At 59.5% G+C, this 21,867-nt stretch carries 20 protein-coding genes; 11 read left to right on the forward strand and 9 right to left on the reverse strand.

Features of this window, described 5'->3' with window-relative positions:
• Window positions 1–214 precede the first annotated feature (214 nt).
• The 3 genes from guaB (at window position 215) to AB1495_RS12860 (ending at window position 5,262) form a co-directional block, all read left to right on the forward strand.
• Entirely contained in the window at window positions 215–1,663 is a 1,449-nt protein-coding gene (gene guaB / locus AB1495_RS12850) for an IMP dehydrogenase (RefSeq protein ID WP_064215768.1), read from the forward strand.
• Window positions 1,664–1,701: 38 nt separating this feature from the next.
• Window positions 1,702–2,862 (forward strand): RsmB/NOP family class I SAM-dependent RNA methyltransferase, encoded by a 1,161-nt coding sequence (locus tag AB1495_RS12855; RefSeq protein ID WP_074635020.1) that lies wholly within the window; start codon window positions 1,702–1,704, stop codon window positions 2,860–2,862.
• Window positions 2,863–2,976: 114 nt separating this feature from the next.
• The gene (locus AB1495_RS12860) at window positions 2,977–5,262 is read left to right on the forward strand and encodes an ATP-binding protein (RefSeq protein ID WP_074635203.1); all 2,286 of its coding nucleotides are present in this window, start codon (window positions 2,977–2,979) and stop codon (window positions 5,260–5,262) included.
• 12 nt (window positions 5,263–5,274) lie between these two features.
• Here AB1495_RS12860 and AB1495_RS12865 read toward each other — a convergent pair whose 3' ends face one another.
• The gene (locus AB1495_RS12865) at window positions 5,275–5,868 is read right to left on the reverse strand and encodes a gamma-glutamyl kinase (RefSeq protein ID WP_074635019.1); all 594 of its coding nucleotides are present in this window, start codon (window positions 5,866–5,868) and stop codon (window positions 5,275–5,277) included.
• Between the two features lie 206 nt (window positions 5,869–6,074).
• Between AB1495_RS12865 and recA the strand changes: the two genes are divergently transcribed.
• The 3 genes from recA to AB1495_RS12880 all read left to right on the forward strand — a co-directional run bounded on the left by recA (window position 6,075) and on the right by AB1495_RS12880 (window position 10,231).
• Complete coding sequence (gene recA / locus AB1495_RS12870) at window positions 6,075–7,145, forward strand: recombinase RecA (RefSeq protein WP_005853202.1); 1,071 nt, start codon at window positions 6,075–6,077, stop codon at window positions 7,143–7,145.
• A gap of 134 nt (window positions 7,146–7,279) precedes the next feature.
• Complete coding sequence (gene alaS, locus AB1495_RS12875; protein WP_074635018.1) at window positions 7,280–9,940, forward strand: alanine--tRNA ligase; 2,661 nt, start codon at window positions 7,280–7,282, stop codon at window positions 9,938–9,940.
• A gap of 3 nt (window positions 9,941–9,943) precedes the next feature.
• Window positions 9,944–10,231: a DUF1330 domain-containing protein gene (locus AB1495_RS12880; protein ID WP_009826907.1), complete on the forward strand. Its 288-nt coding sequence runs from the start codon at window positions 9,944–9,946 to the stop codon at window positions 10,229–10,231.
• Between the two features lie 180 nt (window positions 10,232–10,411).
• On the opposite strand, the gene typA is transcribed toward AB1495_RS12880, so the two are convergent.
• From typA to AB1495_RS12920, 8 genes are all read right to left on the reverse strand, one after another.
• Complete coding sequence (typA, locus tag AB1495_RS12885; RefSeq protein ID WP_074635017.1) at window positions 10,412–12,229, reverse strand: translational GTPase TypA; 1,818 nt, start codon at window positions 12,227–12,229, stop codon at window positions 10,412–10,414.
• Between the two features lie 104 nt (window positions 12,230–12,333).
• On the reverse strand, window positions 12,334–13,206 hold the full coding sequence (locus AB1495_RS12890) for a mechanosensitive ion channel family protein (protein ID WP_037944141.1): 873 nt from the start codon (window positions 13,204–13,206) through the stop codon (window positions 12,334–12,336).
• A 114-nt stretch (window positions 13,207–13,320) separates the two neighbouring features.
• Complete coding sequence (locus AB1495_RS12895) at window positions 13,321–13,650, reverse strand: multidrug efflux SMR transporter (protein WP_005853213.1); 330 nt, start codon at window positions 13,648–13,650, stop codon at window positions 13,321–13,323.
• 92 nt (window positions 13,651–13,742) lie between these two features.
• Complete coding sequence (locus AB1495_RS12900) at window positions 13,743–14,351, reverse strand: YitT family protein (RefSeq protein WP_005853215.1); 609 nt, start codon at window positions 14,349–14,351, stop codon at window positions 13,743–13,745.
• 147 nt (window positions 14,352–14,498) lie between these two features.
• Complete coding sequence (locus AB1495_RS12905) at window positions 14,499–15,716, reverse strand: NADP-dependent isocitrate dehydrogenase (protein ID WP_009826912.1); 1,218 nt, start codon at window positions 15,714–15,716, stop codon at window positions 14,499–14,501.
• Window positions 15,717–15,889: 173 nt separating this feature from the next.
• On the reverse strand, window positions 15,890–16,471 hold the full coding sequence (locus AB1495_RS12910) for an HD family hydrolase (protein ID WP_074635016.1): 582 nt from the start codon (window positions 16,469–16,471) through the stop codon (window positions 15,890–15,892).
• A 3-nt stretch (window positions 16,472–16,474) separates the two neighbouring features.
• Complete coding sequence (locus tag AB1495_RS12915) at window positions 16,475–16,708, reverse strand: hypothetical protein (RefSeq protein ID WP_005853222.1); 234 nt, start codon at window positions 16,706–16,708, stop codon at window positions 16,475–16,477.
• Complete coding sequence (locus tag AB1495_RS12920; protein WP_005853224.1) at window positions 16,708–17,361, reverse strand: alpha/beta hydrolase; 654 nt, start codon at window positions 17,359–17,361, stop codon at window positions 16,708–16,710. The genes AB1495_RS12915 and AB1495_RS12920 overlap by 1 nt, the downstream gene beginning before the upstream one ends.
• A gap of 173 nt (window positions 17,362–17,534) precedes the next feature.
• Here AB1495_RS12920 and AB1495_RS12925 point away from each other — a divergent pair, with 173 nt between their 5' ends.
• Genes AB1495_RS12925 through AB1495_RS12945 form a run of 5 tightly spaced genes read left to right on the forward strand, consistent with a single transcriptional unit; the run spans window position 17,535 to window position 21,784 of the window.
• Window positions 17,535–18,005 (forward strand): Rrf2 family transcriptional regulator, encoded by a 471-nt coding sequence (locus AB1495_RS12925; RefSeq protein WP_005853226.1) that lies wholly within the window; start codon window positions 17,535–17,537, stop codon window positions 18,003–18,005.
• A 51-nt stretch (window positions 18,006–18,056) separates the two neighbouring features.
• Complete coding sequence (locus AB1495_RS12930; RefSeq protein WP_074635202.1) at window positions 18,057–19,181, forward strand: cysteine desulfurase family protein; 1,125 nt, start codon at window positions 18,057–18,059, stop codon at window positions 19,179–19,181.
• A 29-nt stretch (window positions 19,182–19,210) separates the two neighbouring features.
• Window positions 19,211–20,749 (forward strand): Fe-S cluster assembly protein SufB, encoded by a 1,539-nt coding sequence (gene sufB, locus AB1495_RS12935; protein ID WP_139283776.1) that lies wholly within the window; start codon window positions 19,211–19,213, stop codon window positions 20,747–20,749.
• A 5-nt stretch (window positions 20,750–20,754) separates the two neighbouring features.
• On the forward strand, window positions 20,755–20,946 hold the full coding sequence (locus AB1495_RS12940; protein WP_005853232.1) for a hypothetical protein: 192 nt from the start codon (window positions 20,755–20,757) through the stop codon (window positions 20,944–20,946).
• Between the two features lie 31 nt (window positions 20,947–20,977).
• A complete protein-coding gene (locus AB1495_RS12945) occupies window positions 20,978–21,784 on the forward strand; it encodes a polysaccharide pyruvyl transferase family protein (protein ID WP_074635014.1) in 807 nt (268 codons plus the stop codon).
• Window positions 21,785–21,867: the final 83 nt, after the last annotated feature.

A 21,867-nucleotide genomic window follows, 5' to 3' on the forward strand; every position in this document is an offset into this window, starting at 1 on the left:
GCACCATAGCGAAGCAGGCGGCAGGTGAAAGCCGCGATGCGGCATAATTCCTGCCATCTGCGCCTGTCTGTGCCCCTGTACCCCCATGACAGCAGCTGCGCGGATCACGTATGCGCGTCGAGCAATGCAGTTAGCGTACAAATGGGTCTTTCCAATCAAGGCCATCCATGAAATATGAAACCGCCAAATGAACCCATGCAAGCCGAGGTGCAAAATGGAGATTCGTGAGGCTCTGACCTTTGATGATGTACTACTGGTGCCTGCGGCATCCAACGTGTTGCCGTCTACGGCTGACACGCGGACCCGCGTTACCAAATCGATCGCGCTGAACATTCCGCTGCTCAGCTCTGCGATGGATACGGTCACCGAAAGCCGCATGGCGATTGCCATGGCGCAGGCGGGGGGCATGGGGGTCATTCACCGCAACCTCACGATCGACGAACAGTCCAAGGAAGTGCGCCGCGTCAAACGGTTTGAATCCGGTATCGTCTACAACCCGATCACCCTGCGCCCTGACCAGACGCTGGCCGACGCCAAAGCGCTACAGGAACGCTACCGTGTCACGGGCTTCCCCGTTGTTGATGAAGCAGGCCGCGTTGTGGGCATAGTGACAAACCGCGATATGCGCTTTGCCTCTGATGATGCCACGCCGGTGCGCCTGATGATGTCCTCCGACAATCTGGCGCTGCTGCAAGAGCCCGCCGACCGCGACGAGGCGATCAGCCTGATGAAGGCGCGCCGGATCGAGAAGCTGTTGGTCACTGACGCCAAGGGCAAGCTGACGGGTCTGCTGACGTTGAAAGACACCGAACAGGCCGTGCTGAACCCCACCGCTTGCAAAGACAACCTTGGCCGTCTGCGCGTTGCTGCGGCAACGACCGTTGGCGACGCGGGCTATGAGCGTTCGCAAGCATTGGTCGAGGCGGGCGTTGATATGATCGTAATCGATACTGCGCATGGCCATTCCGCCGGCGTGGCAGAGGCGGTGCGCCGTGCCCGCGACCTGTCGAGCGACGTGCAGATTGTGGCCGGCAACGTCGCCACAGGGGACGCGACCCGTGCGTTGATCGATGCGGGCGCGGATGCCGTTAAGGTTGGCATCGGGCCCGGGTCGATCTGCACCACCCGCATGGTGGCTGGCGTCGGCGTGCCGCAGCTGACGGCGATCATGGATTGCGCCAAAGCCGCGGGCGATGTGCCTATCATCGCTGACGGCGGGATCAAGTTCTCGGGCGATTTCGCCAAGGCGATTGCGGCAGGCGCGTCCTGCGCGATGGTCGGCAGCATGATTGCGGGCACCGATGAATCCCCCGGCGAGGTGATCCTGTACCAGGGCCGTAGCTTCAAAAGCTACCGTGGCATGGGCAGCCTTGGCGCCATGGCGCGCGGCTCTGCCGACCGGTATTTCCAGAAAGACGCCGCATCGGACAAGCTGGTGCCAGAGGGGATCGAAGGTCAGGTGCCGTACAAAGGCTCTGCCAATGCCGTTGTGCACCAGTTGGTCGGCGGTCTGCGTGCGGCCATGGGCTATACCGGCTGTGCCACGGTCGAAGAGATGCGCAAGAACTGCACTTTCGTCAAGATCACCAACGCGGGTCTGTCTGAAAGCCATGTGCATGATGTCCAGATCACCCGCGAGAGCCCGAACTACCGCATCGGATAAGTTCCTTAAATCAAAGGCGTAATCTACGTGACCCAAGCATGACCCCCGGCGCGCGCATCTCTGCCGCCATCGAGATTTTGAACACAATGGCGGACGGTGTCCCGGCGGAGCAAGCCTTGACCCGTTGGGCCCGTGGCAGCCGCTATGCAGGGTCCAAGGACCGTGCTGCGGTGCGCGATCATGTGTTCGATGTCTTGCGGCAGCGGCGGCTGGCCGCGCACCTTGGGGGGAGTGACACGGGGCGGGCGCTGATGATTGGCGTCTTGCGGGCGCAGGGCATCGACCTTGCGCCGCTGTTCAACGGGCAAGGTCACGCGCCACTGCCGTTGTCGGACGCAGAGGCCACGGCCCCCGACGCGTCAAGTGATATGGCGACCCTGTGGAACCTGCCGGACTGGATCATACCGCTGTTTCAGGCGTCACTTGGGGCAGACGCAGAAGCTGTCGCGCAGGCTCTGCAATCGCGGGCACCGATCTCGGTCCGGGTGAATACGGCACAGGCAACGGTCGCGGATGTGGCAGAAGCACTGGCCGAAGCGGGCATCGAAACACGGACGAATGACCTTTGCGCGACCGCCCTGACGGTGACAGAGGGGGAGCGGAAACTTCGCAACTCTGACAGCTACTTACACGGTGATGTTGAGCTTCAGGATGCGGCCAGCCAAGCGGTTGTGGCGGCGCTTCCCGAAGCTGAGCGGATGCTTGATTATTGCGCAGGTGGCGGCGGCAAGGCGCTGGCAATGGCCGCGCGGCGCGATGCTACGGTCTTTGCCCACGACATCGATCCGCGCCGGATGGTGGACCTGCCCGGGCGCGCAGACCGCGCTGGTGCAACCGTCAGACAGGTGACAACCGATGAACTGGACGGGGCAGGCCCCTTTGACGTCGTTCTATGCGATGCTCCCTGTTCGGGGAGCGGGTCGTGGCGCCGGTCGCCCGAAGGCAAGTGGACGTTTACAGCCGGTCGTCTGGAAGAATTGACACAAATTCAGGATAAAATCCTGGATCACGCTGCCACGCTGACCGCCAAAAACGGGACGCTGGCCTATGCGACATGCTCGGTTCTGCAATCTGAAAACGAAGATCGGGCCGCGGCGTTTTTGTCGCGGAACCCGGACTGGACGCAGGTATTTACCAAGCGTTTCCATGTAGATGCGCAGGGTGACGGTTTTTTCACGGCACATTTTAAGCGTCGTTGAAGGATCTTTGAAACAACTTGAAGATGTTATTTCCTTTGACCTGATACGAAATTAACAGCACATTAACCCTCCTAAGTTTAAATGAACTCGGTTTCATGATTTAGGGGGAAAGTGTTGGCTCAAGAAAGTGCGGCTCGTCAGATCGTCTTTGGTAAGCGTTGGCTGGTGCTATCAGCCTTTGTTATCTTCGCCGCCATCCTTGGTTCAATCGCTCCGGCGCGTTCTCTGGCCATCGTTCTACAGGCTGCCAGCGCCACTGTCGGCCTTGCTGTCTTGGTTAACTTTGTGGTCGCGCTGCGCCGCCAGCGGGTGCAACGCGCGCAGCGTGCGGCGGCAAAAACCACGATGGCTGATGATCCGAACCCCTGTGTACTTACCACCAAGGAAGGCGATATCGTTGCGCAGAACAACGTCGCGTTAACCACCTTTCTGCGTCCGGCACAGCCCACCATCGCCGACCTGCTCGCGCCGCTTTTCGCGGACCCAGAGGCGCTGTCGTCTCGGCTCGCGGCCAAGGCGACGGAAGGGGGCGCTGCGAAAGAAGACATCAACACCCGTGACGGCACCATGCGCCTGTCCGCGCACCGCGTGGGGGAGGATCTATTTTGGCGGCTCGAAACCTTGTGGGACGCGTCCGAAAACGGCGCTGGCACCAGCGATCACGGGTTGCCAATGGTCATGGCCAGCAACTCGAACGTCATTTTGTTCATGAACGCCGCGGCCCGTAGTCTAGTTGGCAGACGCGTGACGGCGCTAAACCAGATCATCGGCGATATCCCCATCGCATCGGGGGAAATGGTCACCGTGCAGACTGCCAAAGGCCCCATATGCATGACCGTCGCCGAGATCGGAGCCTCGGCCAACCGCCGCGCATTGTATTTTCTGCCCCATGCAAACGACCGATTTCAGGACGCAGGGTGGTCCGCGCTTCAAAACCTGCCGATCCCGCTCATCAAAGTCGCCCCGAGCGGCGAGGTTTTGTCCTTCAACGCTCCGGCAGAGCAGTTGGTGGGCGCGGAATTGACGGAAGGCGTGTCACTTGCCGACGTGATGGAGGGGCTGGGGCGGTCAATCTCGGACTGGTTGCAAGATACGCTGGAAGGGAGATTGCTGCAAAAGCCCGAGTTCCTCAGGCTTAAACGCAGCGATCGGGAAGTGTTTGTGCAGATAAGGTTAAGCCTGATTTCCGAAGGCGGCACGCCCACGCTGATCGCCGTGCTACATGACGCGACCGAGCTTAAATCGTTGGAAGCGCAGTTTACCCAAAGTCAAAAAATGCAGGCTATCGGGCAGCTTGCTGGGGGCGTTGCCCATGATTTTAACAATCTGCTCACCGCTATTTCCGGCCACTGTGACCTGCTCCTTCTGCGCCATGACCCGGGCGATCGTGATTACAGCGATCTGGTACAGATCGACCAGAATGCCAACCGCGCTGCGGCTTTGGTGGGGCAGTTGCTCGCCTTTTCACGCAAGCAGACGCTCCGCCCCGAGACGGTCAATATGCGCGACACGCTCGCCGACCTGACCCATTTGCTTAATCGTCTGGTTGGTGAAACGGTGACCCTGACCCTCAGCCATGACCCGATCCTGCAGCCCATCCGTGCAGATAAACGGCAGCTGGAACAGGTGTTGATGAACCTGATCGTGAACGCGCGCGATGCTATGCCCATGGGCGGGGAAATCAAGGTCACGACAGAAAATACCCAGCTGGCTGAACCGCTTACACGTGATCGGGTGACCGTGCCCGTTGGGCAATATGTAACTGTTCAGGTCACTGACGAGGGCGAAGGTATTCCGCGGGACCGGTTGCAAAAAGTGTTTGAACCCTTCTACACCACCAAACGGACCGGCGAGGGGACGGGGCTGGGGCTGTCCACCGCCTACGGTATTGTTAAACAGTCGGGGGGGTATATTTTCGTCGATAGCACGATCGGGGAAGGCACCACCTTCACCCTGTATTTCCCGTGCCATAGCAAGGGCGCCGAGGCATCAGCGCCGATGAGGTTAACCGCTTCCCCGACCGGATCGAAAAGAGAGGACGGGACCGTTCTGCTGGTCGAAGACGAAGCACCGGTGCGCGCATTTGCCAGCCGCGCGCTGCGCATGCGCGGCTATACTGTTCTAGAAGCCGACTCGGCCGAGATGGCACTAAAAACTCTTGAGGACCAAGCGCTTAATATTGATGTCTTTGTCACCGATGTTATCATGCCGGGGATGGATGGCCCTACTTGGGTACGCGAGGCGCTGAAAGCACGACCGGGGGTCCCTGTGGTCTTTGTCTCTGGCTATGCCGAGGATAGTTTCGGCGATGCCCAGATGACGATTCCCAATTCTGTTTTCCTGCCTAAACCGTTTTCGCTGACGGAGCTGACGAATACTGTGAACAGTCAGATCCAATAGGCTGGCTGGTCGCTACTCGATCGAGTCGTAAAGCGCGAATTCATCTGCGAATTTGCGTTTGAAACGTTGCTCTATCTCCGGGGAAAGATGCAGGTCCATTTGGGGGGACACATTTTCTTGTTTCAGATCAAGCGTCACGTCGAGCCTTTGTTCAAGAAAATCTTTTAACCGATCCTGATTCTCGTATCGAAAATAATGGGTTATGCCCGTTCCGTTCGGTTGCGCCGCCATAAAGTTCAGCTGGCTGCCCACGTCGGCAAATCCTGGTTTTTTCCCCTTCATATAGGCAAGAATGAATTCATCAAAACTCACATCAAAGGTGGCATTGGGCTTGCCTTGCATAAAGGGCCGCTGGCGATAACGATACCAACTGCCCAGCCAACTGATCGGCTCGCGCATGACGGCCATCAATTCAAGCTCCGTGTCGCAGACTTTCAGAAACATCGGGCGAATAAACCGGTTGTAGCGATAGACCGGCGCATGTTTCAGCATGGGCGGTTCGGAAATGACCATATCCGCCCGGGGGGCCAAAGCGGTTTCATAGGCTGTCGTTCCGGTTTTTGGAACCGACAAAAACGCAAGGCGTTCCTTAAAGAAAACAAGCACTTGAAAGAAAACCTTTCGTCAGTCGAATAGTAATTTTCGCGTATCAACCGAATGTTAATCAGTTCAATAAATAGATGAAAGGGCAAACAAATACATTGTAATGTTCTCATTTTGATCTCATATGGAACATAGAAAGAACATCAAGATGGTCGGGGCATGATGATTGCGGCTTGCAGACCACTGTGACAGTAAGAGGATAACCTATTATGGCAACGGCAGATCTTTTGACTATGGACAACAAGAAACAAGCTGAGAAGCAAAAGGCCCTGGACAGCGCGCTGGCACAGATTGAACGCCAGTTCGGCAAAGGGTCGATCATGAAGCTGGGGGCCGAGGGGGCCATTCAGGACATCAAGGCAAGCTCGACCGGTTCGTTGGGGCTGGATATCGCGCTTGGTATCGGCGGTCTGCCCATGGGGCGGATCATCGAGATTTATGGCCCGGAATCCTCGGGTAAGACCACATTGACTCTGCATTGTGTTGCGGAGCAGCAGAAAAACGGCGGCGTTTGTGCCTTTGTTGACGCGGAACACGCGCTTGACCCGCAATACGCGCGCAAACTGGGCGTTGATATCGACGAGCTGCTGATTTCCCAGCCTGACACCGGCGAACAAGCGCTTGAAATTACGGATACGTTGGTCCGCTCCGGTGCTGTGAATATGGTGGTGGTCGACTCCGTCGCGGCGCTCACACCAAAGTCCGAGTTGGAAGGCGATATGGGCGACAGCTCTGTCGGGGTGCAGGCCCGTCTGATGAGCCAGGCAATGCGGAAACTGACAGGCTCGATCTCGCGGTCGAACTGCATGGTGATTTTCATCAACCAGATCCGGATGAAAATCGGCGTTATGTTCGGGTCGCCCGAAACGACGACCGGTGGGAACGCGCTGAAATTCTATTCTTCCGTCCGTCTGGACATCCGCCGCATTGGCGCGCTCAAGGATCGTGACGAGGTGGTCGGCAACGCCACACGGGTCAAGATCGTCAAGAACAAGGTGGCCGCACCGTTCAAGCAGGTCGAATTCGACATTATGTATGGGGAAGGGATCTCCAAGATGGGCGAGCTGCTGGATCTTGGGGTGAAGGCTGGCGTGGTTGATAAATCGGGATCGTGGTTTAGCTATGGCGATGAACGGATCGGGCAGGGGCGTGAAAACGCCAAGACCTTCCTGAAAGAAAACACCGCCATGGCAAATGAGATCGAAGATAAAATCCGCGCGGCCCATGGGCTGGACTTCGACGGCTCCGACAGCGACGACGCGGATATCCTCGAAGCGTAAAGGCTTGCACCGCAAGTGGTTAGAAAAGGCGTGCCCCCAGGGCGCGCCTTTTTTCATGGGGGCTGCCTGTGGACAGTGCTCTGTCGCGAGGGTATTCGAAGGTAATTGTTTTTGCCCCTCGAAAGGCCCCGCATATGAAGACGCTCAACGATATCCGATCAACCTTCCTTGGTTATTTTGAAAAGCAGGGTCACTCGATCCAGCCGTCCAGCCCGCTGGTGCCGCGAAACGACCCCACGCTGATGTTCGCGAACTCCGGCATGGTGCAGTTCAAAAACCTGTTTACCGGCGTTGAAACCCGCGATTATTCGCGTGCGACAACAGCGCAGAAATGCGTGCGCGCCGGGGGCAAACATAATGACCTTGACAATGTGGGCTATACGGCGCGCCACCATACCTTCTTTGAAATGCTGGGGAATTTCAGCTTTGGCGACTATTTCAAGGCCGAGGCCATCGCCTTTTCATGGGAGCTGATTACCAAAGAACTGGGCATTGATCCCAACCGTCTTTACGTGACCGTTTACCATACCGACGACGAGGCTGCGGACATCTGGAAGAAAGTCGCCGGGCTGCCGGACGACCGGATTATTCGCATCGCGACAGATGACAACTTCTGGATGATGGGGCCGACCGGCCCTTGCGGCCCATGCTCCGAGATTTTTTACGACCACGGGGATCATATCTGGGGCGGCCCTCCCGGATCGCCAGAGGAAGACGGCGACCGGTTTGTCGAGATCTGGAACCTCGTTTTCATGCAGTATGAACAGTTCGAGGATGGCAGCCGCACCGCACTGCCGAACCAATCGATCGACACGGGCATGGGGATCGAGCGGGTCGCGGCGCTGCTGCAGGGCACGAACGACAACTATGCCACCGACCTGATGCGCAACCTGATCGAAGCGAGCGCCCATGCCTCCAGCACCGATCCGGATGGTCCGGGCAAGACGCACCACCGCGTGATCGCCGACCACCTGCGGTCGACCTCCTTCCTAATCGCGGACGGGGTGATGCCGTCGAACGACGGGCGGGGTTATGTGCTGCGGCGGATCATGCGCCGGGCCATGCGTCACGCGCATTTGCTGGGGTTGAAGGACCCGTTGATGCACCGCCTTGTGCCCGAACTGGTGCGTCAGATGGGCGGGGCCTACCCCGAGCTGGGGCAGGCGCAGTCACTGATTACAGAGACACTGCTGCTGGAAGAAACGCGCTTCAAACAAACGTTGGACCGCGGTCTGAAGCTGCTGGATGACGAACTCAAGGGCCTGCCCGCCGGTGCCGATCTGCCGGGCGAGGCCGCGTTCAAACTCTATGACACCTATGGCTTCCCGGTCGATCTGACCCAAGATGCCTTGCGCGAACAGGACCGCAAGGTTGACCTTGAAGGCTTCAACGCCGCGATGGATGCGCAAAAGGCCAAGGCGCGTGCCGCATGGTCCGGTTCGGGCGAAGCGGCGGATGCGACCGTTTGGTTCGATGTGGCCGAAAAATCCGGCACCACCGATTTTCTGGGCTATGATACCGAAACCGCCGAGGGGCAGATCGTTGCGCTGATCCAGGACGGTGCGCAGGTGGCCGAGGTGAAACAGGGCGACGCCGTTCAGATCGCGCTGAACCAGACACCGTTTTATGCCGAAAGCGGCGGTCAGGTCGGGGACACCGGCACGATCAAAACCGACAGTGGCGTGGTCACGGTGACCGACACGCGCAAGACCGCGGGCGTTTTCATCCATATCGGCGAGGTGACGGAGGGCACAGTCAAGACCTCTCAGGCCGCGGTCTTGGATGTGGACCACGCGCGCCGGACATCGATCCGTGCGAACCACTCTGCCACACACCTGCTGAACGAGGCGCTGCGCAATACCTTGGGGGATCACGTGATGCAGCGTGGCTCTTTGAATGCGGCGGATCGTTTGCGTTTTGATTATAGCCATAACCACCCGATGACGGCCGACCAACTGGCCGCGGTCGAGGAAGAGGTGAACAGCTACATCCGCCAGAACACCGCCGTGGAAACCCGGATCATGACCCCGGATGACGCGCGCGAGATGGGGGCGCAGGCGCTCTTTGGCGAGAAGTATGGCGACGAGGTGCGGGTTGTTTCAATGGGCCGCGAGGCCGGTTCGGGCAAGGGCGCGGACAAGCAGACCTATTCGCTGGAACTCTGCGGTGGTACCCACGTCCGCCAGACCGGCGACATCGGGGCCTTTGTGCTATTGGGCGATAGCTCCAGCAGTTCGGGCATCCGCCGGATCGAGGCGCTGACCGGCACCGAAGCCCTCAAGTGGCTGCGCACGCAGGAAACCGCGTTGACCCGCGTCGCGGCAGAGCTCAAGACCTCGACTGCGGATGTGCCCGATCGCGTCCGTGCCCTGCTGGACGAACGCCGCGCCTTGGCGAATGAGGTCGCTCAGCTGCGCCGCGAGCTGGCCATGTCGGGCGGTAGCGATGCCGGTGCCGCGGCCCCGCGCGAGTTGAACGGGATCAAGTTCATCGCGCAGGTGGTCAACGGTGTGACCGGCAAGGATCTTCCCGCGCTGATCGATGAACATAAGGCCAAGCTCGGGTCCGGTGCGGTGCTGCTGATCGCTGATGCCGACGGCAAGGCAGCGGTCGCGGCGGGTGTCACCGCCGATCTGGCCGCCACGATCTCGGCGGTTGATATCGTCAAGACAGTCGTTGCCGAACTGGGCGGCAAGGGTGGCGGTGGCCGTCCTGAAATGGCCCAAGGCGGTGCCAAAGATGTCGCAAATGCCGAGGCCGCGATTGCCGCAGCCGAAAATGTTCTGAAAGGATAAACGATGCCCGCTTTGTGGATTGCACATGTCACGGTTACTGACGAGGACGCCTACGGTAAATACGCCAAACTCGCTGGCCCCGCCATCGCGGCGCATGGGGGCAGCTTTCTGGCCCGTGGTGGCCGCTTCGTGCAGCTTGAAGGCAAGGAACGCCCGCGCAATGTTGTGGCCCGTTTCGCCTCTGTCGAGGATGCGGTCGATTGCTACAACTCCGACGCCTACCAAGAGGCGCTGAGCCACGCCAAAGACGCGTCAGAACGCGAACTGATGGTCGTAGAGATCGACGGCTAAGCCCAGCTGGCCAAGCCCGCACCCAAGCTCTTATCAGCGGCCAAGCAAGGCCGCTGACCCCATCAAACCTCCCCCCACACATCACCAGACATAAAAAAAGCAGGGCAAAACCAGCCCCGCTTTCCAAATGGTATAAAATCCTGGGGTCCGGGGCAAAGCCCCGGTCCAGCGTCGCTTTGTTTACGCCGACTTTGCCATCCGTTTCCGCTCGTGCGGGTCCAGATAGCGCTTGCGCAGACGGACTGCGTTTGGCGTGACTTCAACCAGCTCGTCGTCATCGATATAGGCGATGGCTTCTTCCAGGCTCAGGGTCATGGGCGTGGTCAGACGGACGGCCTCGTCGGTGCCCGAGGCGCGGACGTTGGTCAGCTTTTTGCCCTTTAGCGGGTTTACCTCAAGATCGTTTTCACGGCTGTGTTCGCCGATGATCATGCCGGTATAGACGTCAGCCTGTGCGCCGATCATCATCTTGCCGCGTTCTTCAAGGTTCCACAGGGCGAAGGCCACCGAGGTGCCGTTCTCCATCGAGATCAGGACGCCCGCGCGACGGCCGGGAATCGTTCCTTTGTGCGGTGCCCAGGAATGGAACACGCGGTTAATGACGCCTGTGCCGCGTGTGTCGGTCAGGAATTCACCGTGGTACCCGATCAGCCCGCGCGACGGGACATGGGCGATGATGCGGGTTTTGCCGGCGCCGGCAGGTTTCATTTCAACCAACTCGCCCTTACGGGTGCCAGTGATCTTTTCGATGACCGCGCCGGAGTATTCGTCATCCACGTCGATGGTGGCTTCTTCGATGGGCTCGTGACGCACACCGTCGATCTCCTGGAACAGAACCTGCGGGCGCGAGATCGAAAGCTCGAACCCTTCGCGGCGCATGTTCTCGATCAGAACGCCCATTTGCAATTCGCCACGACCGGCAACCTCGAAGGCGTCGCCGCCGGGGGTATCGGAGATTTTGATCGCGACGTTGGATTCGGCTTCCTTCATCAGGCGCTCGCGGATCACGCGGGACTGGACTTTCTTGCCGTCACGACCGGCCAGCGGGCTGTCGTTGATGCCGAATGTCACGGTGATGGTGGGCGGATCGATCGGCTGGGCAGGGATGGCTTCGTTCACCGATGTATCGGCCAGCGTGTCGGCCACGGTTGCCTTGGACATACCGGCGATGGAAACGATGTCACCTGCTTCGGCCACGTCGATGGCTGTCTGCTCTAGCCCGCGGAAGGCGAGGATCTTGGTGCAGCGGAAGTTTTCAATCAATTTGCCGTCGCGCGACATCGCCTTGATGCTTTGGCCGGCTTTCAGCGTGCCTGTTTCCACGCGACCGGTTAGCAGACGGCCCAGGAAGGGGTCACCGCCCAATGTGGTTGCCAGCATGGTGAAGGGCTTGTCGGCGTTTTCGATCTGCTTGGGCGCAGGCACATGCTTGAGCACAAGCTCGAACAGCGCGCTAAGGTCTTTGCGCGGGCCGTCCAGCTCTGCATCGGCCCAGCCGGAGCGGCCAGAGGCGTACATATGCGGGAATTCAAGCTGTTCGTCGGTCGCGTCAAGGCTGGCGAAAAGGTCGAAGCATTCGTCAAGCGCGCGGTCAGGCTCGGCGTCGGTCTTGTCGACCTTATTCAGCACGACGATCGGGCGCAGGCCTAGCTTCAGCGCTTTGGAGGTCACGAATTTGGTCTGGGGCATCGGGCCTTCAGCCGCGTCGACCAGCAGGACAACACCGTCGACCATCGACAGGATGCGTTCCACCTCGCCGCCAAAGTCGGCGTGGCCGGGCGTGTCGACGATGTTGATGCGTGTGTTGTTCCAGACGACCGAGGTCGGCTTGGCAAAAATCGTGATGCCGCGCTCGCGCTCCAGATCGTTGCTGTCCATCGCGCGTTCGGTTGTGGCCTGGTTTTCGCGGTAGGTGCCGGATTGTTTCAGAAGCTCGTCAACCAGCGTCGTTTTGCCGTGGTCAACGTGAGCGATGATTGCGATGTTACGCATGTCCATTGGGGTATGCCTTTGATACGGGAGGGGGCCGCGCACGCTCTCGCACCGCAGCATTTGCGCAGCGCTTACCGTGCCCGGCATCAGAAAGCTAGCCCTAAAGGCGATTAGCCGCCGGTGCCTGTGTCTTCTGTGCTGTCGCGGCGGTCGTCGATGGGCAGCGGTTCATTAAAGGTCAGCGTGCGATAGGGGAAGGGGATCTCGATGCCCGCATCATCCAGCGCGCGTTTGACGGCGGCCACGACTTTGTCACGGCTGCTGCGGATGTCGATGGGGCGCGAGCCGGTCCACCATGTGACCTCGAAGTTGATTGCGCTATCCGCGAATTCCTGCGCAAAAATCTCGACGTCGCGCACGTCGTCGCGTACCGCATCCACACCGCGCACCGCATTGGCGATCACGTCGCGCGCGGCATCCACATCCTCGCCGTAGGCCACGCCGCAGATCACCGTGGTCCGGCGCACATCGCGGGCAGTACGGATGGTGACGGGGTTCTTGAAGAACATCGCGTTCGGGGCGACCACAAGCTGCCCGTCGGTCTGGCGCACATGGGTATCGCGGATCGTAATCTCTTCGACCTGACCCTCGAACCCTTCGCATTCGATGTAATCCTCCACCGCGAAGGGCTCGCGGATCAGCAGCAAGATACCGGCAAGGAAGTTTTCGAACACATCCTTGAAAGCGAAACCGATGGCGACACCGCCCACACCCAGGGCGGTCAGCGCCTTGCCGGGGGTGATTGTGGGAAAGGCGATGGTCACCGCGATCAGCACCCCGAAGAGCCACATGCCCACCACGATCAGCATCATGATCACGTCGACAAGCGACCGCCGCATATGGGCGCGGCGCAGGGCACCGGGCACGACGGCCTGAACGATGCGGATGATGGCCCAGAGAAAACACAGGAAAACGATCGACAGGATAAGCTGCGGCAGGACGCTCCAGAACCCGATGGCGTAGCCTTCTAGCTGATTGCGCAAAGGGTCGGGGAGGGTGCCCCAAACGGAGCTTAGTGAGTCTAACATGCGGCGCTTTCGGTCGTTGCGTTACACGCTAACGCCTAAAAGCAGCGGCAGGTTCCGAGAAAGCGCGCGTCAGTGGGTGGCACTGTGGGAAAACAGGTGGATGACCAGCACGCCGCCGATGATCATCGACAGGCCCACCACGGCGGCGAGGTCGAGCTTTTGTCCGAACACGATATAGCCGATGCCCGCGATGCAGACGATGCCAAGGCCCGACCAGATTGCATAGACGATCCCCACGGGCATCACCTTGAGCGTCAGCCCCATCAGGTAAAAGGAAATCGCATAGCAGACGACGACGCCGACGGAGGGCCAAAGCCGCGTAAACTGTTGCGAGGCTTGCAAAGCGCTGGTGCCCAACGTCTCTGTCAGGATCGCGATCATCAACCAAAAGTAATGCATATCCTGACGCCCCCGTTGCTGCTTTCCGGACCAGTCCTGCGGCGGTCACGGGCCGGTGTCAAGAGCGGTGCTGGGTGCTATACGCCTGCGGATCAGGTCGCGATATAGCGGTCGCGGCGGTGGTTGAAGGTGATGATCAGGTTCAGCACCAGTGCCCCAAGCAGCGAATAGCCCACGACAGAGGCTGGAAACAGGAACAATGCGACCGAAAAGATCACGGCGTCGGTGATCAGCTGGACCCATCCGGCTTTGAACCCCGTGGTGTCCTGCACCAGCAGTGCCACCACCCCAAGGCCGCCAAGCGACCCGTTGTGCCGGAACATCGCCAGCAGCCCCAGACCCACCAGCGCGCCAAAGATCACCGCCGCGAGGGCAGGGCTGAGCGACTGGATCGCGAAACCATAGGGCAGGAATTCGGTCACGACCGACAGCATGGTTACGGAAATCAGCGACTTGATCGTGAACTCGGCCCCAAGCCGTTTATACGCAAGGAAGTAGAACGGCAGGTTGATCAGGAAGAAGACCGTGCCAAAGGAATAGCCTGTCAGATAGGCGATGATCACCGCCAAGCCCGCCGTCTGTCCGGTGATCAGACCGGCAGAGGTCAGCACGAAAATTCCGATACCGCAGAGAAAGACCCCAAGGCTGAGGCCTTGAACATCATCTAGCGAAGAATGGTGGAGGGGGTCAGCATATGTCATATCGCCCAGATAGGGCAGCTATGTTGACCTGTCTAGGGGTGCTGCAGTGCAGAATAATATTTTTCCTCATGACATCACGTCACGCGGGGGATCGTGCACAGAAAAAGGGCCACCCGGTGACGATGGCCCTTATTTTAAGCATTCGGCTTACTGCGCGCCAAGCGCCTTGTTCAGGTTTTCGTCCACCTTTTCAAGGAAGCCCATTGTGGTCAGCCAGCCTTGGTCGGGGCCGACCAGCAGCGCGAGGTCCTTGGTCATGAAACCCGATTCCACGGTATCCACCACGGTTTTCTCGAGCGTTTCGGCAAAGCGTGTCAGCTCGGCGTTGCCATCCAGCTTGCCGCGGTGCTTCAGCCCGCCGGTCCATGCGTAGATCGACGCGATGGAGTTGGTCGAGGTTTCCTCGCCCTTCTGGTGTTGACGATAGTGGCGGGTGACCGTGCCGTGGGCGGCTTCAGCCTCGACCGTCTGGCCATCGGGGGTCATCAGCACGGATGTCATCAACCCGAGCGAGCCGAACCCCTGCGCAACGGTGTCTGACTGCACGTCGCCGTCATAGTTCTTGCAGGCCCAGACATAGCCGCCGTTCCACTTCATCGCGCAGGCGACCATGTCGTCGATCAGACGGTGTTCATAGGTAATGCCCGCCGCTTTGAATTTATCTTCGAACTCGGTCTCGTAGATGTGCTGGAACAGCTCAAGGAAGCGACCGTCATACTGCTTGAGGATTGTGTTCTTGGTGCTCAGATACACTGGCCAGCCAAGGTTCAAACCGTAGTTCAGCGAGGCGCGGGCGAAGTCGATGATGGATTTATCAAGGTTGTACATCCCCATCACGACACCGGCGTCGGGGGCGTCGAAAAGCTCGCGCTCAATCTCTGTCCCGTCTTCGCCGACGAATTTCAGGGTCAGCTTGCCCTTGCCGGGAAATTTGAAATCGGTCGCTTTATACTGGTCGCCATAGGCATGACGGCCCACGACAATCGGCTTGGTCCAACCGGGCACAAGGCGGGGGACGTTCTTGCAGATGATCGGCTGACGGAAAATCACGCCGCCCAGAATGTTACGGATCGTCCCGTTAGGGGAGCGCCACATCTCTTTCAGGCCGAATTCCTCGACCCGAGCCTCGTCAGGGGTGATGGTCGCGCATTTGACGCCAACGCCGTATTCCTTGATCGCGTGGGCCGCGTCTATGGTGATCTGGTCGTTGGTCTCGTCGCGGACCTCCATCCCCAGATCGTAATACTTCAGATCCACATCGAGATAGGGAAGGATCAGCTTTTTCTTAATGAAATCCCACATGATGCGGGTCATCTCATCACCGTCGAGCTCAACGATCGGGTTTTCCACTTTGATCTTGGTCATCATCTGCGGTCCTTTGAAATGATACTGACACCCGCATAGCCTATTCAGGCGTGAATGCATAGTCGGTATGCAATGGTATACTGAAAAGAGTTGCGCGGCTTAGCCCATATCATCACGCTGCGACAGGCGTGTGACACGCGTGGTGGGGGATGATGGATAGAGGGGGCGGGCGGTTAGCCCCGTGCGGCAAACCATGCAGAGACACGGGCGCGGGCAAACTCCCAAAGCCCTGGCGCGCCGGTCTGGATTTTGCGGCCCACTTTTTCCACGAATTGCGCTTCGGTCACGTTGTATTCAACCCAGCTGCCGCCGCCCGCCGCGAGGTTCTGCATCGGGGGCTGGAACCGGTCCAGCGATTTCGCAAAGCGGGCTGTGGGGGTCTCATTGGCTTCAAACTCTTCCCAGGTCGCGCGAAGATCATCGCGCAAGTCGTTGGGAAGGATGCCAAAAATACGATCAGCGGCAAGCTGTTCCTGCGCTTCCATATCGGCAGTGTCGTAGCTGCCAAAGATCGGGTTGTCGCCTGCGTCAATCTCTACCAGATCATGCAGGATCAGCATCTTGATCACGCGGGTGATGTCGACATCGGGGCCCGCCTGATCCGCCAGCACCAGCGCATAAAGCGTCAGGTGCCAGCTATGTTCAGCCGAGTTTTCGGCCCGCGACGCATCGCAAAGCAACGTCCCGCGTGTGACCGACTTGAGCTTGTCCGCTTCGTTCAGAAAGGCGATCTGCTGCTCAAGTCTGGTGGTCATACGTCAGCTTTCCTTTGCACGGTGCGCGGCAAGCGCCTTGGCCATAAAGTCACGCCCCTGTGCGGCGGCAAGCCGCGTGCGGATCGCCGTGACAAAGGCTTCTTCCATCGTCTGCGACGACGCGCCCAGAACAGCAGCGACTTCCATAAAAAGCCGCTCCTGTCCGGTTTCGCGTTGGACCGCCAGACATTCTTCGGCCATTTGGTTGGCCAGTTCGACGACTGTCGGATCCGCCATTACCGGGTTGTCTCCGTCAGGCGGCGCTTCACGTAGTCTGTGGTAGAGGTGATCAGCGTCTCCATATGCGGCTCTTCAAAGAAGTGGCCGGCCCCCTCGATCTCTTGGTGGGTGATGGTGATGCCTTTCTGCTCGTGCAACTTGTTCACGAGGTTCACGGTATCTGCGGGTGGTGCCACACGGTCAGCGGTCCCGTTGATCACCAGACCGGAGGCTGGGCAGGGTGCCAAGAAGCTGAAGTCATACATATTCGCGGGTGGTGCGACAGAGATGAAGCCCGTGATCTCGGGGCGGCGCATCAGCAGCTGCATCCCGATCCATGCGCCAAACGAGAAACCGGCAACCCAGCAATGCTTGGAGTTGTTGTTCATCGATTGCAGGTAATCCAGCGCCGAGGCCGCATCGGAGAGTTCACCAACCCCCTGATCGTATTCACCCTGGCTCCGGCCCACGCCGCGGAAATTGAAGCGCAGAACGGTGAAACCCATATTGTAGAAGGCATAGTGCATATTATACACGACCTTATGGTTCATCGTCCCGCCGAATTGTGGATGCGGGTGGAGCAGAATGGCGATGGGTGCGTCGCGTTCTTTTTGTGGATGGTAGCGGCCTTCGAGGCGGCCTTCGGGTCCGGGAAAAATAACCTCGGGCATGAGCGTCCCTGCTTGGGGTTCTAAGTGCAGCGGAATAGTTGACGAATTCGCTAGGGCAGTTTAGAACGGTTCTAACTTGTGTGATCCCCGTTTCTGGGGGTCAGACTTTGCGTTTAGGCATTTCAGGCGTCGTCGTCAATCAAACAGGCGCTTATGGGGAAGGGAGCACTGCGATGAAGCTGTCAACCAAGGGGCGGTATGCGATGGTCGCGTTGGCCGATATAGCGCTTCAGCCTGCGGATCGTCTGGTCAATCTGGGCGATATCGCGACGCGCCAGTCCATTTCCCTGCCGTACCTAGAGCAGCTTTTCGTCAAGCTACGCCGGGCCGATCTGGTGTCGTCGGTGCGTGGTCCGGGCGGCGGCTACCGCTTGGGGCGGCCCGCGTCGGACATTCGCGTTGTCGATATTCTGGCGGCGGTCGACGAGAAGGTCGATGCGATGCATGTGGGGGCCGGTGCCTCTGGCGGGTCATCGGGCAGCCGGGCGCAGTCGCTGACCAACCGTTTGTGGGAGGGGCTGAGCGCACAGGTCTATGTCTTTCTGCACCAGACGCGGCTGTCGGATGTTGTCGCGAACGAGCTTGCCCCCTGTCCGGCGGTGCCGAACCTCTTTGCCATCGTGGACGAGGCGGATGCGGAATGAGGGACGCTGTCCCTCACACTCCCTGGGATTTAGGACCATTTGGAAGCTGATGTGAGAGTATACCTTGATCATAACGCGACCACGCCCCTGCGGGCAGAGGCGCGCGCGGCCATGCTGGCGGCGATGGATGTGGCAGGCAACCCGTCCAGCGTCCATGCCGAAGGGCGTGCGGCCAAGATGATGGTTGAAAAGGCACGCGGGCAGGTGGCTGCGTTGGTCGGCTGCGATGTGTCGGAAGTGATTTTTACCAGCGGTGCCACCGAGGCGATTGCGGGGGTGGTGCAGGACGCGGGCAATGTGACCGGCGCACCGATCGAGCATGAAGCCGTGCGCATCTGGTGCCCGGAGGCCGAACAATTGCCTGTGGGTCGCAATGGTCACGTGGATTTGAACGCGCTGCCGGACGGAGCCTTGGCGGGCAAAACACTGTTTTTGCAACGTGCCAATAGCGAGACAGGGGTGTTGCAGCCGGAAAGCCTGTTGGCCGAGCTGGCGCGTTTGGGCGCGTCGCCCTCAAGCGTGTTCCGTGACGCGGTGCAAGCGGCGGGCAAGTTGTCGGATCTGGGGCGCTGGCGTTCGGATGTGGGTCGTCATGCGTCATTGGCTGTCTCGGCGCATAAGTTGGGCGGCCCCAAGGGCATCGGTGCGCTGATCGCGGGGCCGGGATATACGCCCGGATTGATGCAGCCGATGTTGCGCGGGGGCGGGCAGGAATTGGGCCGTCGTGCGGGGACAGAAAACGTTATCGGCATCGCCGGTTTTGGGGCTGCGTGTGCTGCCGCAGCCCAGGATTTGGCGGATGGCTTATGGGAACGGGTTGCAGAACTTAGAAATGTTCTAGAGAAGGCTCTTGAGGCTGCGTCAAAGAAGACTATTTTTGTTGGGAAAGACGTGGCGCGTTTGCCGAACACCTCTTGCTTTATCACGCCCGGGTGGCGCGGTGAGACGCAGGTGATGCAGATGGACCTTGCGGGCTTTGCGATCAGCGCGGGGTCTGCGTGCTCTAGCGGTAAGGTGGCGACAAGCCGGGTGTTGACGGCGATGGGGTTTGACGACGCTGAGGCATCCTGTGCCGTGCGCGTATCGCTTGGGCCGGACACCACAGAAGAACAGGTCTTGCGTTTTGCCGACGCCTGGACCGCGAAATTGAAGAAACACGAGGCGCGGGCCGCTTGATGCGCACCGCCAGTTGAAGGATGAAAAGCATGGATAGCACTTTGGTCAAGGACGACCCGAACACCGGCGTTAAAGAGGGCGTTGATCAGGAAACCGTGGATGCCGTGCGCGAAGTCGGCGGTGCCTATAAATACGGGTGGTCCACAGATATCGAGATGGACTATGCCCCCTTGGGTCTGAACGCCGATATCGTCAAGCTGATCTCGGAGAAGAACGAAGAACCCGAGTGGATGCTGGAATGGCGTCTGGCCGCCTATGAACGCTGGCTGACCAAGAAAGAGCCGAACTGGGCGATGGTCGACTATCCGGAAATCGACTTTCAACAGCAGTATTACTATGCGCGTCCGAAATCGATGGCGGAAAAGCCCAAGAGCCTGGATGACGTCGATCCCAAGCTGCTGGAGACCTACAAGAAGCTGGGTATCCCGTTGAAAGAGCAGGCGATTCTGGCAGGCGTCGAAGGCGCAGAGAAGATTGGCGACGAGCCCCGCAAGGTGGCTGTGGATGCGGTTTTTGACTCTGTTTCGGTCGGCACCACCTTCCAGGACGAGCTGAAAAAGGCGGGCGTGATCTTCTGCTCTATCTCCGAGGCGATCCGCAAACACCCCGAGTTGGTCAAGAAATACCTTGGTTCGGTCGTGCCGGTGAATGACAACTTCTATGCGACGCTGAACTCGGCCGTCTTTTCCGATGGGTCGTTCGTGTATGTGCCACCGGGCGTGCGCTGCCCGATGGAGCTGTCGACCTATTTCCGTATCAACGCGGAAAACACCGGCCAGTTTGAACGCACGCTGATCATTGCCGACAAGGGGTCCTATGTGTCCTACCTTGAAGGCTGTACCGCGCCGCAGCGCGACGAGAGCCAGCTGCACGCCGCGGTGGTTGAAATCATCATCGAGGAAGACGCCGAGGTGAAATACTCGACCGTTCAGAACTGGTACCCCGGTGATGAAGACGGCAAGGGCGGGATCTACAACTTTGTAACCAAGCGTGCAGACTGCCGTGGCGACCGTGCCAAGGTGATGTGGACGCAGGTCGAAACCGGCTCTGCCGTGACGTGGAAATACCCCTCTTGCATTCTGCGCGGCGACGACAGCCAGGGTGAGTTCTATTCCATCGCCATCGCCAACAACATGCAGCAGGCCGACACCGGCACCAAGATGATCCACCTGGGCAAGCGCACCAAATCGCGCATCGTGTCCAAGGGGATTTCGGCGGGCAAGGCGCAGAACACCTATCGCGGCTTGGTGACCATGCACCCCAAAGCCAAGGAATCGCGCAATTATACCCAGTGCGACAGCTTGTTGATCGGCGACAAATGCGGGGCCCACACGGTGCCTTACATCGAGGTCAAGAATAACAGCAGCCGGGTGGAGCATGAGGCGACCACCTCCAAAGTAGACGACGATCAGCTGTTCTACTGCCGTTCGCGCGGCATGGACGAGGAAGAGGCGGTTGCCCTGGTCGTGAACGGCTTCTGTAAAGACGTGCTTCAGGCGCTGCCGATGGAGTTCGCGATGGAAGCACAAGCGCTGGTTGCGATCTCGCTTGAAGGGTCCGTGGGGTAATCACGATGATGCGCAAGCTGACATGGGACGTGACCATTGCCGCGCTCGTTTTCTGGGTGCTGATGGCGCTGTTTCGCGGGGGCGGGCTGACGCTCGTCGCCTTCGAGAACACGTTCTTCCAGATGCTGATCTTTGCGATGATCTACGCTGCGATCCGTGTGGCCCTGTTGGTGCTGCGCAAGGGGGATGGCGAATGATCACCGTAGGGACCAAAGGCGCAGCGCTCTGATGCAGGCATCGGCGGACACCACTCCCTTGCGCCTGCACTGGTGGAAGGCGGTCCCGAATTTCGGGGACACCATCAGCCCTGTGGTGCTCGCCCATGTCGCGGGCCGGCCTGTGGAGCATGCCGGTGTGCGCAAGGCGGAAGTCTGGGCGATCGGGTCGCTTTTGCAGGTGGTTAAGCGCAACTTTAGCGAGCCGCAGGATCACCGCCCGGTGATCTGGGGGGCGGGCCTGTTGCATCCGGTGCAGGGGACGGGGTTTGTCGATCACGTCGATATCGCCCTGGTCCGTGGGCCGATCACTGCCGCGCTGCTGGGGTTGGAACTGTCGGAGTTCGGTGATCCCGGTCTGTTGATCAACGCCGTGTGGCCGCAGGATCGCGCGCCCAATGGCAAGATCGGCATCGTGCCGCATCATTCGCTGGTGGAGGACCCTGTGTTGCAGGCTCTGATCGCCAGTGACGCGCGGTATCAGCTGATTGACCCGCGCGGGCAAGCGCAGGATGTCTGCGCGGCGATTGCCGCCTGTGATCACGTGTTTGCGTCTTCCTTGCACGGGTTGATCGTGGCCGATGCCTACGGCGTGCCCAACAGCTGGCTGGCCCCGATCGGGCAGTCGCGCTTGAAATATCTGGATTACGCGGCCTCGGTCGGCCGGCCTCTGCGGGCCCCGATCAACGTCGAGGACATCCCGACGGCGGTTCTGCCCGACCCGCTGTCACCGCTTTCCTATCAGGCGGGCATAGATGCCTGCCGCACCGCTCTTTATGACCGTTTTCCCAAAGCCTTACAGGCGGGGAGGGCGGCATGAAATCTTACACCGATGACGGCCCCGCGACGGGGTTTTCATTCACTCAATTCACTGTCATTGCAGCGCCAAAGCGCAAGAAAAGG

It is taken from the genome of Sulfitobacter pontiacus, assembly GCF_040790665.1.
Classification (GTDB): domain Bacteria; phylum Pseudomonadota; class Alphaproteobacteria; order Rhodobacterales; family Rhodobacteraceae; genus Sulfitobacter; species Sulfitobacter pontiacus.

What these genes read in the sequence shown, in the direction of transcription:
- typA (WP_074635017.1), bottom strand. Translation starts at nt 12,229, where the DNA reads ATGGACATGCGTAACATCGCAATCATCGCTCACGTTGACCACGGCAAA.
- AB1495_RS12920 (WP_005853224.1), bottom strand. Translation starts at nt 17,361, where the DNA reads ATGCCCGAGGTTATTTTTCCCGGACCCGAAGGCCGCCTCGAAGGCCGC.
- AB1495_RS12940 (WP_005853232.1), top strand. Translation starts at nt 20,755, where the DNA reads ATGATGCGCAAGCTGACATGGGACGTGACCATTGCCGCGCTCGTTTTC.
- AB1495_RS12900 (WP_005853215.1), bottom strand. Translation starts at nt 14,351, where the DNA reads ATGACATATGCTGACCCCCTCCACCATTCTTCGCTAGATGATGTTCAA.
- AB1495_RS12910 (WP_074635016.1), bottom strand. Translation starts at nt 16,471, where the DNA reads ATGACCACCAGACTTGAGCAGCAGATCGCCTTTCTGAACGAAGCGGAC.
- AB1495_RS12895 (WP_005853213.1), bottom strand. Translation starts at nt 13,650, where the DNA reads ATGCATTACTTTTGGTTGATGATCGCGATCCTGACAGAGACGTTGGGC.
- AB1495_RS12905 (WP_009826912.1), bottom strand. Translation starts at nt 15,716, where the DNA reads ATGACCAAGATCAAAGTGGAAAACCCGATCGTTGAGCTCGACGGTGAT.
- AB1495_RS12880 (WP_009826907.1), top strand. Translation starts at nt 9,944, where the DNA reads ATGCCCGCTTTGTGGATTGCACATGTCACGGTTACTGACGAGGACGCC.
- AB1495_RS12915 (WP_005853222.1), bottom strand. Translation starts at nt 16,708, where the DNA reads ATGGCGGATCCGACAGTCGTCGAACTGGCCAACCAAATGGCCGAAGAA.
- alaS (WP_074635018.1), top strand. Translation starts at nt 7,280, where the DNA reads ATGAAGACGCTCAACGATATCCGATCAACCTTCCTTGGTTATTTTGAA.
- sufB (WP_139283776.1), top strand. Translation starts at nt 19,211, where the DNA reads ATGGATAGCACTTTGGTCAAGGACGACCCGAACACCGGCGTTAAAGAG.
- recA (WP_005853202.1), top strand. Translation starts at nt 6,075, where the DNA reads ATGGCAACGGCAGATCTTTTGACTATGGACAACAAGAAACAAGCTGAG.
- AB1495_RS12945 (WP_074635014.1), top strand. Translation starts at nt 20,978, where the DNA reads ATGCAGGCATCGGCGGACACCACTCCCTTGCGCCTGCACTGGTGGAAG.
- guaB (WP_064215768.1), top strand. Translation starts at nt 215, where the DNA reads ATGGAGATTCGTGAGGCTCTGACCTTTGATGATGTACTACTGGTGCCT.
- AB1495_RS12855 (WP_074635020.1), top strand. Translation starts at nt 1,702, where the DNA reads ATGACCCCCGGCGCGCGCATCTCTGCCGCCATCGAGATTTTGAACACA.
- AB1495_RS12925 (WP_005853226.1), top strand. Translation starts at nt 17,535, where the DNA reads ATGAAGCTGTCAACCAAGGGGCGGTATGCGATGGTCGCGTTGGCCGAT.